Source organism: Trinickia violacea (assembly GCF_005280735.1).
Classification (GTDB): domain Bacteria; phylum Pseudomonadota; class Gammaproteobacteria; order Burkholderiales; family Burkholderiaceae; genus Trinickia_A; species Trinickia_A violacea.
The window spans coordinates 1,277,215-1,291,867 of record NZ_CP040077.1; the positions used below are offsets into that span (position 1 = coordinate 1,277,215).

At 66.4% G+C, this 14,653-nt stretch carries 15 protein-coding genes; 4 read left to right on the plus strand and 11 right to left on the minus strand.

What is annotated here, in order from left to right:
- The first annotated feature begins 64 nt into the window (after positions 1 to 64).
- The 4 genes from FAZ95_RS05845 to FAZ95_RS05860 all read left to right on the plus strand — a co-directional run bounded on the left by FAZ95_RS05845 (position 65) and on the right by FAZ95_RS05860 (position 4,604).
- On the plus strand, positions 65 to 2,569 hold the full coding sequence (locus FAZ95_RS05845) for an ABC transporter permease (RefSeq protein WP_137334436.1): 2,505 nt from the start codon (positions 65 to 67) through the stop codon (positions 2,567 to 2,569).
- Between the two features lie 85 nt (positions 2,570 to 2,654).
- Positions 2,655 to 3,065, plus strand: a complete 411-nt coding sequence (locus tag FAZ95_RS05850) for a group II truncated hemoglobin (protein WP_137331589.1) — start codon at positions 2,655 to 2,657, stop codon at positions 3,063 to 3,065.
- A gap of 163 nt (positions 3,066 to 3,228) precedes the next feature.
- Complete coding sequence (locus tag FAZ95_RS05855) at positions 3,229 to 3,963, plus strand: alanyl-tRNA editing protein (RefSeq protein WP_137331590.1); 735 nt, start codon at positions 3,229 to 3,231, stop codon at positions 3,961 to 3,963.
- Complete coding sequence (locus FAZ95_RS05860; protein WP_137331591.1) at positions 3,960 to 4,604, plus strand: DUF924 family protein; 645 nt, start codon at positions 3,960 to 3,962, stop codon at positions 4,602 to 4,604. Before FAZ95_RS05855 ends, FAZ95_RS05860 begins: the two co-directional genes overlap by 4 nt.
- Positions 4,605 to 4,716: 112 nt before the next feature.
- On the opposite strand, the gene FAZ95_RS05865 is transcribed toward FAZ95_RS05860, so the two are convergent.
- From FAZ95_RS05865 to FAZ95_RS05915, 11 genes are all read right to left on the minus strand, one after another.
- On the minus strand, positions 4,717 to 6,567 hold the full coding sequence (locus FAZ95_RS05865; RefSeq protein ID WP_137331592.1) for an ArnT family glycosyltransferase: 1,851 nt from the start codon (positions 6,565 to 6,567) through the stop codon (positions 4,717 to 4,719).
- Positions 6,568 to 6,884: 317 nt separating this feature from the next.
- Positions 6,885 to 7,631 (minus strand): SDR family oxidoreductase, encoded by a 747-nt coding sequence (locus tag FAZ95_RS05870; protein WP_137331593.1) that lies wholly within the window; start codon positions 7,629 to 7,631, stop codon positions 6,885 to 6,887.
- Between the two features lie 5 nt (positions 7,632 to 7,636).
- Positions 7,637 to 8,227, minus strand: coding sequence for an LOG family protein (locus tag FAZ95_RS05875; RefSeq protein ID WP_137331594.1), 591 nt, complete (start codon positions 8,225 to 8,227; stop codon positions 7,637 to 7,639).
- Positions 8,228 to 8,956: a TetR/AcrR family transcriptional regulator gene (locus tag FAZ95_RS05880; RefSeq protein WP_137331595.1), complete on the minus strand. Its 729-nt coding sequence runs from the start codon at positions 8,954 to 8,956 to the stop codon at positions 8,228 to 8,230.
- Positions 8,957 to 9,174: 218 nt separating this feature from the next.
- Positions 9,175 to 9,981, minus strand: coding sequence for a diacylglycerol kinase (locus FAZ95_RS05885; protein ID WP_254699817.1), 807 nt, complete (start codon positions 9,979 to 9,981; stop codon positions 9,175 to 9,177).
- The gene (locus FAZ95_RS05890) at positions 9,978 to 11,009 is read right to left on the minus strand and encodes a glycosyltransferase family 4 protein (RefSeq protein WP_137331596.1); all 1,032 of its coding nucleotides are present in this window, start codon (positions 11,007 to 11,009) and stop codon (positions 9,978 to 9,980) included. Before FAZ95_RS05890 ends, FAZ95_RS05885 begins: the two co-directional genes overlap by 4 nt.
- Before the next feature lie 27 nt (positions 11,010 to 11,036).
- Positions 11,037 to 11,981, minus strand: a complete 945-nt coding sequence (locus FAZ95_RS05895) for a UDP-2,3-diacylglucosamine diphosphatase (protein ID WP_137331597.1) — start codon at positions 11,979 to 11,981, stop codon at positions 11,037 to 11,039.
- Positions 11,982 to 12,115: 134 nt separating this feature from the next.
- The gene (locus tag FAZ95_RS05900) at positions 12,116 to 12,640 is read right to left on the minus strand and encodes an RDD family protein (RefSeq protein WP_254699818.1); all 525 of its coding nucleotides are present in this window, start codon (positions 12,638 to 12,640) and stop codon (positions 12,116 to 12,118) included.
- A gap of 83 nt (positions 12,641 to 12,723) precedes the next feature.
- On the minus strand, positions 12,724 to 13,479 hold the full coding sequence (locus FAZ95_RS05905) for a DUF3106 domain-containing protein (RefSeq protein ID WP_137331598.1): 756 nt from the start codon (positions 13,477 to 13,479) through the stop codon (positions 12,724 to 12,726).
- Between the two features lie 21 nt (positions 13,480 to 13,500).
- Positions 13,501 to 13,932: a DUF3619 family protein gene (locus FAZ95_RS05910; RefSeq protein ID WP_137331599.1), complete on the minus strand. Its 432-nt coding sequence runs from the start codon at positions 13,930 to 13,932 to the stop codon at positions 13,501 to 13,503.
- Positions 13,929 to 14,492 (minus strand): RNA polymerase sigma factor, encoded by a 564-nt coding sequence (locus tag FAZ95_RS05915; RefSeq protein WP_137331600.1) that lies wholly within the window; start codon positions 14,490 to 14,492, stop codon positions 13,929 to 13,931. The genes FAZ95_RS05910 and FAZ95_RS05915 overlap by 4 nt, the downstream gene beginning before the upstream one ends.
- Positions 14,493 to 14,653: the final 161 nt, after the last annotated feature.

Below are 14,653 nucleotides of genomic sequence, written 5' to 3' on the forward strand. Positions count from 1 at the left end.
GCCGACCGTCGCTTTCACCGCGCGCCGCTTTTCCGTCACCGATCTCTTGCGCCAGGCGGCGCGCATGACCGCGCGCGACTGGCGCGCGGGCGAGCTGACGATGCTGCTGCTGGCGCTCGTGCTGGCGGTGGCGGCGCTGACCAGCGTCGGCTTTCTCGCTGACCGGCTGCATCAAGGGCTCGAACGCGACGCGCGGCGGATGATCGCCTCCGATTTCATCGTGCGCTCCGATCATCCGGTCGATTCCGGGTTCGTCACGAAAGCGAAGGCGCTCGACCTCCGAACGGCGACGACCGTCATTTTCGCCAGCATGATTTCGTCGAAAGGGGGCGCGGCCGGAGAAGCGCAATCGATCGCGCGGCTCGCCGCCGTGAAGGCCGTGTCGAGCGCGTACCCGTTGCGCGGCGCGCTGCGCATCGCGCCGGCGCTCGGCGCGCCCGATCGTCCCGCCAACGCGGTTCCCGCGTCCGGCACCGTGTGGGTCGATGCCCAACTGCTCGATGCGCTGCATGTGCGTGTCGGCGATCCGGTGCAGGTCGGCACGCGCACGTTCACGATTTCCGCCGTCATCACGCGCGAGCTCGATCGCGGCTTCGCGTTCGTCAATTTCGCGCCGCGCCTCATGATGCGCGACGACGAGCTCGCGTCAACGGGATTGATCGGCTACGGCAGCCGCGTGACCTACCGGCTGCTCGTCGCGGGGAGCGACGCGGCGGTCGAGCAGTTCGCGGATTTCGCGCATGGGCGCGTCGACGGCGGCAAGATGCGCGGCGTCGCGCTCGAATCGCTGCAGGACGGCCAGCCGCAAGTCCGGCAGACGCTCGACCGCGCGGGCCATTTCCTCACGCTCGTCGCACTGCTGACCGCGCTGCTCGCGGCCGTCGCGATCGCGATGGCCTCGCATCGCTACATGCGGCGCCATCTCGACGGCTGCGCGGTGATGCGTTGCCTCGGCTTGGGTCAGGCGTCGATGCGCGCGCTCTTCACGCTCGAATTCCTGATGCTCGGCCTCGCGGGCGGCGTGCTCGGCGTCGCGCTCGGCTTTGCGGGACATTGGGCGCTGCTCGCGTGGCTCGGCAACCTGATCGACGTCCAGTTGCCGCTGCCGGGCGTGTGGCCGGCGCTCGAAGGCATCGCGGCCGGGCTCGTGCTGCTGCTCGGCTTCGCCCTGCCGCCGCTCTTGCCGCTCACACGCGTGCCTCCGGTGCGCGTGCTGCGCCGGGAGTGGGGAGAGGCCGGGCGCACCGCGTGGTACGCCTACACGCTCGGGATCGCGCTGTTTGCCGGGCTGCTCGTGCTCGCGGCGGGCGAGCTGAAGCTCGGCGGCATCGTCGCGGGCGGCTTCGCGGCGGGCATGCTCGTGTTCGTCGGCATTTCGCGCGCGGTGCTGTGGGGCGCGGCGCGCATCGCGCGCAGCGAGCGCGTCAATGCGGGGATCGGCTGGCGCTACGCGCTGGCGTCGCTCGAGCGGCGCAGCGCCGCGAGCGCGCTGCAGATCACGGCGCTCGCGATCGGCCTGATGTGCCTGCTGCTGATCGCGATCACGCGCGACGATCTCGTGGCGGGCTGGCGCAAATCGACCCCTCCCGATGCGCCCAATGAATTCATCATCGATATCCAGGCCGACCAGAAGGCCGCTGTCGAAAGGTATCTGGCGGCGCAGGGCATGCGGGACGCGGTGCTCGAACCCATGGTGAAGGGGCGCCTGATCTCGATCAACGGCAAGCCGGTCAATCCCGAGTCGTACAAGAACGACGACGCGAAGCGCCTGGTCGACCGCGAATTCAATCTCTCGTACCGCACGACGCTGCCTGACGACAACCGGATCGTCGGTGGCACGTGGTACGGCGACACGGCCAAGCCGCAGATCTCGATCGAGGAAGGGCTCGCGAAGCTGATCGGCGTGAAGACCGGCGATGTGCTGCGCTTCGACGTGACGGGGCTGCCGATCGACGCGCCGGTCACGAGCGTGCGCAAGCTCGACTGGGGCTCGTTCAAGGTCAACTTCTTCGTGCTGATGCCGCCGGCCGCGCTCGATACGTTCCCGGCGACCTACATCACGAGCTTCCACTTGCCGCCCGAGCGGCGCGCGGTGATCGACGACCTGATCGCCGACTACCCGAGCCTGACCGCCATCGATATCGCGCCGATCCTCGCGCAAATGCAGCGCGTGCTTTCGCAGGTGATCGGCGCGGTGCAGTTCCTGTTTGCGTTCACGCTCGCGGCCGGCGTGCTCGTGCTGTACGCGGCGCTCGCCGGCACGCGCGACGAGCGTATGCGAGAATCCGCGCTGCTGCGCGCGCTCGGTGCGTCGCATCGGCAGGTGCGCGCGGTGCAGGTGGCGGAATTCGTCGCTGTCGGCGCGCTTGCCGGGCTGATGGGCGCGCTCGGCGCGCAGACTCTCGGCTCGGTGCTCGCGACGCGGGTCTTCGAGTTCTATCTCGATTTCGATCCCTGGGTGCTGCCCGTGGGCGTCGCTGCGGGCGTCGCGTGCGCCGGCCTCGGCGGCTGGCTCAGCTTGCGTCACGTGCTGATGCGGCCGGCGGCGCAGTCGCTGCGCGACGCGTGAGCCGTGTGAACCGGGCGAATTTCACCTGCCATTGCCTGCCGCCGAAACCCGCGCGGCGATCCTTCTGACTTATTTGGCTAACCGTATGACCGATGTGAACGACGAAGCCCCGTCGGAGCCGACGGCCTTCGATCTCGTGGGCGGCGAGGCGCGCGTGCGCGAAATCGTCGACCGTTTCTACGACCTGATGGACCTCGAACCCGAATTCGCGGGCATTCGCGCGCTGCATCCGCCGACGCTCGACGGCTCGCGCGACAAGCTATTTTGGTTCCTGTGCGGCTGGCTCGGCGGCCCGGACCACTACATCAGCCGCTTCGGCCACCCGCGGCTGCGCGCGCGGCATTTGCCGTTTGCGATCGCGTCGTCCGAGCGTGATCAGTGGCTGCGCTGCATGGCGTGGGCAATGGACGACGTCGGTCTCGACGAAGCACTGCGCGAGCGGCTCCTGCATTCGTTTTTCGATACCGCCGACTGGATGCGCAATCGGCCGGGTTGAGTGCTGCCTGTGCTTAGGCACGTTAAGCATCCCAAGGAAAGGGGATTGGCCTGGGTGATCTGCCGGTACGGCGCCGCCCGCACTGGCCGATTGGCTGACCTGTCGACGGGGCAGGCGGCTCGGCATAATGTTTTTGCCGCCACGCGGAAATAAAGGAGCCCCCATGACGACGCGCGCACTCTTTCGCGACGACGCCTACCTCACCCGCTGCGACGCGTCGATCACGCGGATCGACGCCGAAGGCATCCATCTCGACCAAACCGTGTTCTATCCGCTCGGCGGCGGCCAGGCGGGCGATGCCGGTACGCTGACCCTCGCGGACGGCGCGCGCATCGAGATCGCCGAGACGCGCAAAGCGAAATTCGAAGGTGCGACGCCCGACGATGCGGTCCACGTGCCGGCTGCCGGTCAGGACGCGCTGCTTGCGCGGCTCGCGGCGGGCGAGCGCGTGAGCGCCGAGATCGACTGGACACGCCGCTACCGGCACATGCGGCTGCATACGGCGAGCCATCTGATGTGCGCGGTGCTGCCGTATCCGGTCGACGGCTGCAGCATCACAGCCGATTACGCGCGGCTCGATTTCGCCACGGTGGAGCCGATCGAGCGCGAGTTCGTCGAGCAGCGGCTCGCGGAACTGGTCGGCGGCGCGCATCGCGTCGCGACCGAATGGATTACGGATGATGAGATGCAGCAGCGTCCCGAACTCGTGCGCACGATGAGCGTCAAGCCGCCGATGGGGCTCGGGCGTGTGCGTCTGTTGCGTATCGACAGCGTCGATTTGCAGCCGTGCGGCGGCACGCACGTGCGCAATACGCAGGAGATCGGCGTGTTGCGGGTCGCGAAGCTCGAGAAGAAGAGTGCGCGCACGCGGCGTCTCGTATTGGAGCTCGCATCATGACGCACGACCTCGACGCCGTACCGGCGGCCGGTTCACCGGACTCCGGCGGCTACGCCACGCTCGACCCGGCCGCGCGAGACGTGCTCGACTTCTGGTTCGGCACGCCCGGATCGGCGGAATTCGGCACCGATCGCAAGCTCTGGTTCAAGCGCGACGCCGCGTTCGATGCCCGCTTGCGCGAGCGCTTCGGCGCGACGCTCGCCACCGCGCTGGCCGGTGGCCACGACGACTGGCAGCGCACGCCGCTCGGCGCGCTCGCGCTCGTCGTCGTGCTCGACCAGTTTTCGCGCAACTGCCATCGCGGCAGTCCGCGCGCTTTCGAGACCGATGCCAAGGCGGTGCAAGTGGCGCGGAGGATGGTCGAGACGGGCGCGGATCGGCGGCTGCCGTCCACTCATCATCGCGCGTTCGCCTATCTGCCGTTCGAGCACGACGAGTCGATCGAAAGCCAGCGCGAGTCGATCCGTCTCTTCGGCGAATTGGAGCGCGAGGCAGGGGACGCCGGTTATCTCGACTACGCACACCGGCACGCGAGGATTATCGAGCGCTTCGGGCGGTTTCCGCATCGCAATGCCGTGCTCGGCCGTCAATCGACCGACGAGGAGATCGCGTTCTTGCGCGAGCCTGGGTCTTCGTTCTGAGGCGCGTCGCGTATGCGGCGGCGCGTGCGGCGGCTGAGCGCCTCACGCGAACCGGCATCGGAAGGCTGGCGCGGCTAACCGCTCAGTGCCGCTCAGTGCCGCTTAGTGCCGCTTAGTGAGCGGAGGCCACCAGGCTGGGCTTGCGCACGAACACCCGCAGCAGTTCGCTGTCGTCGCCCGGCCGCGCGCCTGACCAAAACAGCGTCCAATTGCCGTCGGGCTCGGTCGTATCGGAGCGGAAGCCCTGAGCGATGAGCCACCGGCAGGCGGTGGTCTTGGGCGCGTCGGTCGGCTTGTGCAGAATGCCGGCGAAGTAGTACAGCATCGGCGCTTCCGATTCGCCGAGGTTCACGCTGGCCATGCAGTCGCTATCGTTCCATTCGACGTTCAGGTGTGTGTCGAGGTCGACGAACACCGAGCGATAGCTCTTTGCCGCATCGATCCACGGCAGGAGCAGCGTGAAGACGAGCCCCCACGCGACGATCGCGCCTGTGCACCAGCTGAACGCGCCGCGCCATTTGCCCGTGCGCGCAAAAAGCGGCATCAGGCACAGCCAGCCCAGCGTCAGCACGAGTGCGGCGAGCGTCAGGTTCGGCTTGATCGGCAGGGTCCAGTCGAGCGGCAGCCAGCGGCCGAGCAGCCCGAGACCCGCGTGTGTGCTCGCCGGGTCCGTCATGTCGGACCAGACGACCCAGGCGAGCGCGGCGATCGTGCCGAAGAGGGCGCGGCTCGCGTAGTCCCAGACAACGTGAACGCGTTGCGGCAAGCGTTCGACACCTTGCAGCGCAACGAGCGCAAGCGGCGCGATGAACGGCAGGATGTAGAGTTCGCGCGCCGTCGCCGACATTTGCAGCACGATCATGCCTGTGCCGGAAAACACGACCGGCAACGCGACGCGCGGCTCGCGCCAGCGGCGCCAGGCGCCGCCCGCAAGTGCGATCGCGGCCAGCGGCGCGACCGGAAAGCCCACGGAGAAGAGCGACCGCCAGATAAAGAGCGGCTTGTCGTTCTCCGAGCCGAGCGCCGACACCGAAAAGCCGAAGAAGCGGCCGACGTTGTTATCCCAAAACCAGACCTTGAAAAGCGCCTCCGAGCGCAGATAGAACGCGACCGGCCAGATCAGCGCGAACGGCGCGAACACGAGCGCGGCGGGCACGAGCGAGCGTGCGAACGCGCGGCTGCGGCAGGCGGGGTAGAGCACGGGAAGCGCACAGCATGTCGCGCCGAAGACGAGCGGCACGAAGAGCCCTTTGGTCAAGAACGCAATGCCGACGCCGGCGCCGAGCATCGTTGAGGCTGTCAGCGAGGCTTGCCGGTTGACGGCATCCGGTCTGCGCACGAACGCCGTGACGAGTTCGAACAGGCCGCAAAAGCCGAGCGCGGTGCCGGCCATCAGCGCGACATCGGTCATCATGTCGTGCGAGTGCTTGAGCACGACCAGCGTGCCGGCGAAGACCGCGAGCGTGCCGAGCACGCGGGCGTCGAACCAGCTGCGTGCGCGCGTGGCGGCGCGGGTGAACCGCGCGACGCAGCCGAGCGTCATCGCCATGAAGAGCGCGCTCGCGAGCCGCGCGGCGTCGTGCAGCGGCAAGCAGCGCTCGAAAGCCCAAGCGAGGCCCGTGGCGACCCAGTCGTAGAGCGGCGGCTTTTCGACGAACGGCTGCCCCGCGTTGGTCGGGACGATCCAGTCGCCGGTTTCGAGCATGTGCTGGATGATGCCGAAGGTATAGGTCTCGTCCTGCTTCCATGGGTCGTGGCCGAGCGTGCCCGGAAGCAAGTAGGCGCACAGCACGGCGATCACGGCGAGCGCGACGCGCAGGCCCGACCAGGGCAAGGCGCGCGAGGCGGAGGTCGAGATCGCGGAAGGCGTGGCCGCAGCCGGCGTCATCGAAACGGGGCCGCCGGTCACGAGCGGCACGCCCGCACGGGCACGCCGCGTGGAGGAAAATGAGGAGTCCTGCATGGTCCGGTCCTGATGGCCGAATTCTTCATGGAGTCCGGCCTTGTGAAGCATCGTCACGTGGATCGCTGGCAGACCGACGTGCACGAGCGCGGACTGTCAGGGCTGCGCCATGCTAGCGCTCATTTGTTACCGGGTATTACGAGATTTTGTTGAGAATTGTGTAGTTATGTCGTTCGCATGCGAACACTTGGCGCAAACGATGGGGTCGCGACGAGGGGGAGGAAGGCTCAGAGCCGCGCCCAGCGGGGCGCGCCGGGGCAACGCGCGTGCGGGAAGACTCGGTGAGGATTGAGGACGCGGACTTGAGGGAGGCGGGATCAACGTCCGCCGGCGACGTCGAGCAGCGCGCCGTTCACATACGACGCGGCGTCGCCAAGCAGCCAGACGATCGCTTCGGCGACCTCGTCGGCCGTGCCGGGCCGGCCGGCCGGCGTTTGCGCGCCGAGCACCGCGGCGCGGTCGGGACGCCCGCCGCTCGCGTGGATTTCGGTATCGATGAGGCCCGGGCGCACCGCGTTGACGCGCACGCCCCTTGGGCCGAGTTCCTTGGCGAGGCCGATCGTCATCGTGTCGATCGCGCCTTTCGAGCCGGCGTAGTCGACGTACTCGTTCGGCGAGCCGATCCGCGAGGCGGCCGAAGACACGTTGACGATCGCGCCGCCGTGGCCGCCGCGGTCCGTGGACATGCGCCGCGCCGCCTCGCGCGCGCAGAGATAGGCGCCGAGCACGTTGATGTTGAACATGCGCGCAAGGCGCGCGTAGTCCATCTCGGCGAGCGGCATCCCCGCCGCGACGATGCCCGCGTTGTTGACGAGCGCGTCGATGCGGCCGAATGCGGCCACGACGGCGTCGAACATCGCGATCACCGCCGCTTCGTCGGCCACGTCGCCTTGCACGACGCACGCCTGGCCGCCCGCGCGCACCACTTCGGCGGCGGTGTCGTCGGCGGCGGTGCGGTTGCTCGCATAGTTCACGCCGACCGCCCAGCCTTGCGCACCCAGCAAGCGTGCAGTCGCGCGGCCGATGCCGCGGCTTGCGCCGGTGATCAGGACGGTCCTGGTCATGGCCGTTACACCGTATCCGGCGCGGTTTTAGCCGACCACTTGTCCTTGCCGGGCGGCTGATAGCGCTTGACCTTGTCGATCAGCGCGGCGGCGTCGGTATCGATCTGCAGGATGTCGAGGTAGGTCTGCTGCATGAAGCCTTCCTGCACCGTGTGCTCGAGCATGGTGACGAGCGGATCGTAATAGCCGTCGATGTTGTAGAGCGCGACCGGCTTGTGGTGATAGCCGAGCTGCGCCCACGTGTAGACCTCGAACAGCTCCTCGAGTGTGCCCGCGCCGCCCGGCAGCGCGACGAACGCGTCCGAGAGATCGGCCATCATCTTCTTGCGCTGGTGCATGTCGGGCACGACATGCAGCTCGGAAAGCCCGCGATGCCCGACTTCCTTATTGACGAGCAGCTCGGGGATCACGCCGATCGCGCGGCCGCCGGCGGCGAGCACCTCATCGGCGATCGTGCCCATCAGGCCGACGCGGCCGCCGCCATAGACCAGCGTCAGTCCCGCCTCCACCAGCGCGCGGCCAAACGATTGCGCGGCCTTCGCATAAACCGGCTTCACGCCGAACGAAGAGCCGCAGTACACACATACCGATTTCATTTATCGAGAATCCTTCGAGTCGGCGCGGGCCGCGCCGGGCTCGCGAGGCGGCAGGAAGTCGGCGAACTCGCGCTTGGGAAGCTTGCCGGAGACGAGGTCGTCGAACAGTTGACGCGAGCGGCCGCGCAGGTACGGCGCCATCATCGAGATCACGTGCACGCTCACCTGATGCAGTTCGGCGCGAATCGCGTCCTGTTCGTTGTATTTGCGCGGGTTCATCACGAACTGGTACGACAGCCAGTAGGTCGAGATGACGCCCATGTTGGTCGCGATCACCTGAATCTCTTCCGGCGTGGCGACCATTTCGTTGTCCGCAACGAGCAGCTCGCACATTTCGCGCGCGAAGCGCACCTTGTGGCTGATGATCTGCTTGAAATGGGTTTCGAGCGTGCGATTGCGCGCAAGCAGGTCGTTCAGGTCGCGGTAGAGGAACCGGTACGCCCACATGAACTCGGCCATGTACTGCAGATAGGACCAAGTTTCGTCGATGGTCGGACGATGGTCCTCCGGAAAGCGCAGACGCCGTTCAATAGCCTGCTCGAACTGCGCGAAAATGCTATTGATAATGTCGTCTTTGTTACGGAAATGGTAGTAAAGGTTGCCGGGGCTGATCTCCATTTCCTCGGCGATGGTCGTCGTCGTGACGTTCGGCTCGCCGATTTCGTTGAAGAGTTTCAGCGACAACTCGAGAATGCGCTCACGAGTACGGCGGGGAGGTTTGGCTTCCATTCTCGTCGGCCCTGGTTCCGCCGGGACTCGCGCACTGCAAGGGGTGTGTTGCGGCGTCGACCCGGCTCGGTTTCTGTGATTTTGAGACTGCCGGGCGATTATAAACCGGTCGTTCTCTTATCTAGCCTTGGATTCAGGGTTTTCACTGGTCTATTCCAGACGGTCGCTGCTTTTATCCCTTCCGCACGCACCATTGTGGGGTCCGAACCAATAACGGGCTATGGTCTGATCCAATTTCCGACCCAGCGCACCACGAGCGGTCCGACGATCAGCACCCACGTCATGACGCAGAAAAAAAGCGCCACCATCACCGCCGCGCTGCCGAGGTCCTTCGCGCGCTTGGACAACTCATGACGTTCGAGCGAGATGCGGTCGATGGCGGCCTCGACGCTCGAGTTCAGCAGTTCGACGATCAGCACGAGCATCACCGAGCCGAGCAGCAGCACGTGCGAGACGGCGTCCACCGGCACGAACACGCCGCACGGCACCAGGATCGCCGCGAGCGTCAGCTCCTGACGGAACGCGCTTTCTTCGCGGATCGCCACGCGAAAGCCGTTCAGCGAGTTTTTGAGCGCGTGCCACGCGCGCGTGACGCCGCGATTGCCTTTGTACGGATTGAACGGCAGCGGCGCGAGCGGATCGTCGGGGCCGAGCGGTTCGTGGGTGTCGGCGCTGTCGTGCGAGTCGGAGAGATGAAGGCGCATCGGCGTGACCTGGGGGACGGAGTCGGCAGGGTCGCCATCGGCCGGCGCCGCGGCTCGCGGAGGGCGAGGCGGGTGGGCCGATGGAGCGCCTATTATCGCGCCCGAAGGGGAACGCGTGCTCGCCGGGTGCTTGGCGTGCGGGTCGTCGAACGACATGGTGTCGCCGAACGGCTCGGCGTCGAGCTTGGCGTCGGGTGCGGCGGCGGGTTTGGCGGCGGGTTTGGCAGAATCGGCGGCCGTCCGTTCGGGCGACGCCTGTCCCGCCCGGGACGCCGCCGGTTGCAGTGGCCGCGCGTTCGCGCCTGTCGAGCCGCGCGTCATGCGGCTTGGCTTTCCTCGCTGAACGTCGGGCGCGACAGCGGTTTCAAGTGAGCCGCGAACTGCTCGGAAGCCGCCGTCCACGAGAAGCGCTCAGCCCACGCACGGGCGTGATTGCGATCGATCTTCAGCGCTTCTAGGCACGCTTCGCGCAGGTCTTCGTGCATCGCACCGGCGCCGCCGTCGCCGAGCACGTCGATCGGACCGGTCACCGGGAAAGCTGCCACCGGCGTGCCGCAGGCGAGCGCTTCGAGCAGCACGAGCCCGAACGTGTCGGTGCGGCTCGGGAACACGAACACGTCGGCTGCCGCATAGACTTTCGCGAGCTCGGCCTGCGTCAGCACGCCGAGATAGTTGACCTCGGGATAGCGCGACTTCAATTCGGCGAGCGCCGGACCTTCGCCCGCGACCCACTTCGAGCCGGGCAGGTCGAGCTTCAGGAATGCCTCGACATTCTTCTCCACGGCCACGCGCCCGACATACAGGAAGATCGGCCGCGCCGTGTTGAGGACCTTCGACTCCATCTGATGGAAGATGTCGAGATCGACGCCGCGCGTCCACAGCACGACGTTGGTGAAGCCGTACTTTTCCAGATCGGTCTTGACGACCGGCGTGGGCGCCATCACCGCCAGCGACGGCTTATGGAACCAGTGCAGGAACTTGTAGGTGGCCGACAGCGGAATGCCGAAACGCGCCTGCACGTACTCGGGAAAGCGCGTGTGATAGGCGGTCGTGAACGGCAGCTTGTGCTTGATCGCGTAGGCGCGGGCAGCGAGGCCGAGCGGACCTTCGGTCGCGATGTGCAGCGCGTCCGGCGCGAATTCGTCGATGCGCGCGTTGAGCTTGCGGCGCGGAAACAGCGACAGCCGGATCTCGGGGTAAGTCGGGCACGGAATCGTGTTGAACTCGAGCGGCGTGAGCAGCTCGACGCGATGTCCGAGCGCGGTGAGTTCGCGCGTCGTGTTCTTCAGCGTGCGTACCACGCCGTTGACCTGCGGTTCCCATGCATCTGTGACGATCAGGATTTTCATTGAGGGCGGTCCGATGAGGAGCAGGATTTAAGCGGTGGTGGCTTTGGCTTTACGCGAGCTGACTTCCGGCGATCGCATGACGGTCCAGTAGATCACCTTCAATTCGCCTTCGAGCGTCTCGACGAGCGCCGACAGGCTCTCGACCCAGTCGCCGTCGTTGCAATAGAGCACGCCGTCGATGTCGCGGATCTCGGCCTTGTGGATGTGCCCGCAGACGACGCCGTCGCAGCCGCGGCGGCGCGCTTCGTCGGTCATCACACGCTCGAACGAGGAGATGAAGTTGACAGCGTTCTTGACCTGATGCTTCAGGTACTGCGACAGCGACCAGTACTGGAAGCCGAGCTTGATGCGGATGCGGTTGAACCAGCGGTTCAGGATCAGGATCATCGAGTACGCGGTGTCGCCGAGGTAGGCGAGCCACTTCGCGTGCTGGATCACGCCGTCGAACAGATCGCCGTGCACGATCCACAGGCGCTTGCCCGAGAGCGTCGTATGGAACGCCTCGCCGCGCACGTGGATGTCACCGAACGCGAGGTCGCAGAATTGGCGTGCGCCCTCGTCGTGGTTGCCGGGGATATAGACGACATGCGTGCCTTTTCGCGCCTTGCGCAGGATCTTCTGCACGACGTCGTTGTGGGCCTGCGGCCAGTACCAGCCTTTTTTCAGCTGCCAGCCGTCGATGATGTCGCCCACGAGGTACATGTATTCCGACTCGTTGTGCCGCAGGAAGTCGAGCAGATACGGCGCTTGGCAGCCGCTCGAGCCGAGGTGGATATCCGACAGCCAGATCGTGCGGTAGCGGTGCGAGCCGGCATCGTCATCGTCGTGATGGCTGCTGGCCGATGCTGGCGGAAGACCGGGATCTTGCGGGACTGGCAGCGTGCCGCCTGGGGAGGCGGGCCGGAAGGCGGCGGGGTCGACGCTGGCGCCGATTTGGCGGAAGAGGGAAGTCGCGGACGTTTGTTGGTCCATGGCTCACGCGTCGAGTTTTTGCGATACGCGCATTCCGCCATGGGGCTGTGACTGCTCCGTGACAGTCACGAGAACTTCTTATTACGTGTCGTTTGTACCGTGCCGAGCGTTGCAAAAGCGCATCATCGGGCGGCTCATTGGTCTGCTGATTGCCCCGCTTGGGTGGCGGGTTGGGCGAGATCGACGGTGACGATGCGCGTGCCCGCGATGCGATCGTGCGGGAATTGCCGCTCGCGGTCGAATCGCGCGACCGCGGCCCACGCCACGAACCAGACGGCCGCGATGCCGAGCGTCACCGGCAGGCTCAAATGCAGGAGCGGATGCAAGGCAAGCGGCGGCAGGAACCACAGCCACGCCACGGCATAGCGGACCACCGCTCGCACGACCGGCACCGTGTTGCCGTCGGCGCCGACGATGCGCAGCCGCCACGTCTTCATCGGCAGTGTCTGGCCGCCGTGCGTCCAGAACCAGACGAAGTAGACGCCGACCACGAGGCCGATCCACGCGGCGAGCAGATTGTGATGGGTGAGGCCGTTGCGCTGCTGGGTCAGCGTGCCGAAGAGATAGCCCGCGAAGAACACGACGCCGAACAGGATCACGCCCTCATACGCCATCGATGCGAGGCGGCGGCGCACGGTCGGCGGAGCGCTCGTGCGCACGGCAGAGGGTGCGGGTGTGGTTGCGTCGGCTGGAGACGTAGGGGTGAGCACGGGCGGGGCGGGCGGGTCGCGCGAAATCGCGCTCAGGAGCCTTGATACACCGACGGCGCTTCGGACGGCGACACCGGCACCGGCGTCGCGGGCGTGAAGCTGCCGGGCGCCGGAATCTGCGGCGCGCCGACCGTTGCGGGTTCGCTCGCCGGACTCGGCCGCGGCAAGGCCGCAACGCTGCTGCCCGGCTGTTCGTGCTGGTTCACGAGCCGGTTGATGCCCTTGATTTCGCTTTTGGTGCCGGACGGCGGCGCGCTGACGACCGTCGGCCGGCGCTTGCGCTCGGCCGCCGCGAGCTTCTCTTTCTGCTCCTCGGGCAATTCCTGATACGCCTTCCAGGCGTTCTGGCGCGCCTGCGGCGGCAATTCCTTCGAAACCTGGTAGTTCTCGCGCGCGACGCGCCGTTGCTCCGGCGTCATCTTGGCCCACTCCGTCATGTGGTCATGGAGTCTTTTTTGCGCTTCTGGCGACATCTTCGCGAAACGCGACGCGATCTTGATCCATTTGCGCTTGCGTTCGTCGCTGAACTTGTCCCACTCGGATGCGAAAGGAGCGAGCGCTTCGTGCTGGGCGGGCGTCAGGCGCGCCCACGAGAGCGGATTGTTGTCGATCGGGAGCGACGGCAGATCAACCGTCAGCGACGTGACCGGCGACGACGCGGCAAGCGGCGCGCCGGCAGCCGGCGAGGCCGCCCGCTGCGGATAGAAACGTGGATAAGTGGCGGCGAACGCGACCAGGCCCGCGATCGCGCACCCGAACACAACGGCCAAGCCGCGCTTGTAGCTCACCCCGATGGTCTCCCTGCCGCTTTAACGGGCGCGCGACAGATACGCGTTGAACCCGTGATCGAGATACGCGTTGAGCGGCAGATCGTCGCTCAGCATCGCGGCATCGATATCGGCGAGTTCGGCGGAGCGCTGCACGTCTTCCCAGTAGGCGACGGCAACGACGCCCAGCACGAGGGCCACGAGCGGCCAGACGCGCAAGGCGCGGCGCAGCGGCGAGACGCGGCGCGGCTCGGAGGCGGGAGCGGGCATGCCCGCATTGGCGCCGGCATGGGCGAACACCGGCACGAAAGCGGGTGCGGCGACGGCTTCCGGTTTCTTGCGGGCGAGAGCGGTACGCCGGGCGCCCGCGAGCCTGTCGGCAGCGGAGGCAGACACGTTGGCGGCGTTTTCGTCGAGCGCGCGGCGCACTTTCAGTGCGAATTCGAGTTCTTTTGTATCGGGAGCGGAGCTCATAGCGTGATTCCTTTGGCCTTGAGCGCGGCCGCCAGTGCGTGCGTGGCTCGCGAACAGTGTGTCTTGACACTGCCTTCGGAGCAGCCCATTGCGGCGGCGGTCTCGGCGACATCCATATCTTCCCAGTAACGCATGAGAAACGCCTCCCGTTGACGTGCCGGTAATTTTTGGATCTCCGCGTCGATCAGCGCGAGCACCTGCTCGCGCTCGAGCTGCTGCTCGCTGCTTTCCGCGCCGATGGAGCCTTGCTCGGATTCGAGGGTTTCGAGCGGATCGAATTCGTCGTCTTCCGCGTTGCCGAGCGACGAAAACAGGCTGACCCAAGTATTGCGCACTTTCTGGCGACGAAAATAATCATGCGTCGCATTCTGAAGAATACGCTGAAAGAGAAGGGGAAGCTCAGCTGCCGGACGGTCGCCGTACTTCTCGGCGAGCTTGATCATCGCGTCCTGAACGATATCTAGGGCGGCATCGTCGTCGCGCACGGCGTAGACCGTCTGCTTGAACGCGCGCCTTTCGACGCCCGCCAGAAAATCGGCGAGTTCCTTGTCTGATGCCATCCGTGGGAATCGGCGCAGCGAGTGCGCGCCGTAATCGATTGAAAAATGTCGTAAAACCCGCGGATGCTAACAAACTTTTGCGACGCTGGGGTCGCCCGACGTGCCAAAGGCTGGCAGGAGCGTTGTTTTTACGCGGTTTTTGCAGCGAATTTTGATATGGA

What these genes read in the sequence shown, in the direction of transcription:
- FAZ95_RS05855 (WP_137331590.1), top strand. Translation starts at nt 3,229, where the DNA reads ATGACGACGCGCGCACTCTTTCGCGACGACGCCTACCTCACCCGCTGC.
- FAZ95_RS05910 (WP_137331599.1), bottom strand. Translation starts at nt 13,932, where the DNA reads ATGAGCTCCGCTCCCGATACAAAAGAACTCGAATTCGCACTGAAAGTG.
- FAZ95_RS05870 (WP_137331593.1), bottom strand. Translation starts at nt 7,631, where the DNA reads ATGACCAGGACCGTCCTGATCACCGGCGCAAGCCGCGGCATCGGCCGC.
- FAZ95_RS05885 (WP_254699817.1), bottom strand. Translation starts at nt 9,981, where the DNA reads ATGACGCGCGGCTCGACAGGCGCGAACGCGCGGCCACTGCAACCGGCG.
- FAZ95_RS05860 (WP_137331591.1), top strand. Translation starts at nt 3,960, where the DNA reads ATGACGCACGACCTCGACGCCGTACCGGCGGCCGGTTCACCGGACTCC.
- FAZ95_RS05865 (WP_137331592.1), bottom strand. Translation starts at nt 6,567, where the DNA reads ATGCAGGACTCCTCATTTTCCTCCACGCGGCGTGCCCGTGCGGGCGTG.
- FAZ95_RS05875 (WP_137331594.1), bottom strand. Translation starts at nt 8,227, where the DNA reads ATGAAATCGGTATGTGTGTACTGCGGCTCTTCGTTCGGCGTGAAGCCG.
- FAZ95_RS05880 (WP_137331595.1), bottom strand. Translation starts at nt 8,956, where the DNA reads ATGGAAGCCAAACCTCCCCGCCGTACTCGTGAGCGCATTCTCGAGTTG.
- FAZ95_RS05915 (WP_137331600.1), bottom strand. Translation starts at nt 14,492, where the DNA reads ATGGCATCAGACAAGGAACTCGCCGATTTTCTGGCGGGCGTCGAAAGG.
- FAZ95_RS05895 (WP_137331597.1), bottom strand. Translation starts at nt 11,981, where the DNA reads ATGGACCAACAAACGTCCGCGACTTCCCTCTTCCGCCAAATCGGCGCC.
- FAZ95_RS05845 (WP_137334436.1), top strand. Translation starts at nt 65, where the DNA reads ATGACCGCGCGCGACTGGCGCGCGGGCGAGCTGACGATGCTGCTGCTG.
- FAZ95_RS05850 (WP_137331589.1), top strand. Translation starts at nt 2,655, where the DNA reads ATGACCGATGTGAACGACGAAGCCCCGTCGGAGCCGACGGCCTTCGAT.
- FAZ95_RS05890 (WP_137331596.1), bottom strand. Translation starts at nt 11,009, where the DNA reads ATGAAAATCCTGATCGTCACAGATGCATGGGAACCGCAGGTCAACGGC.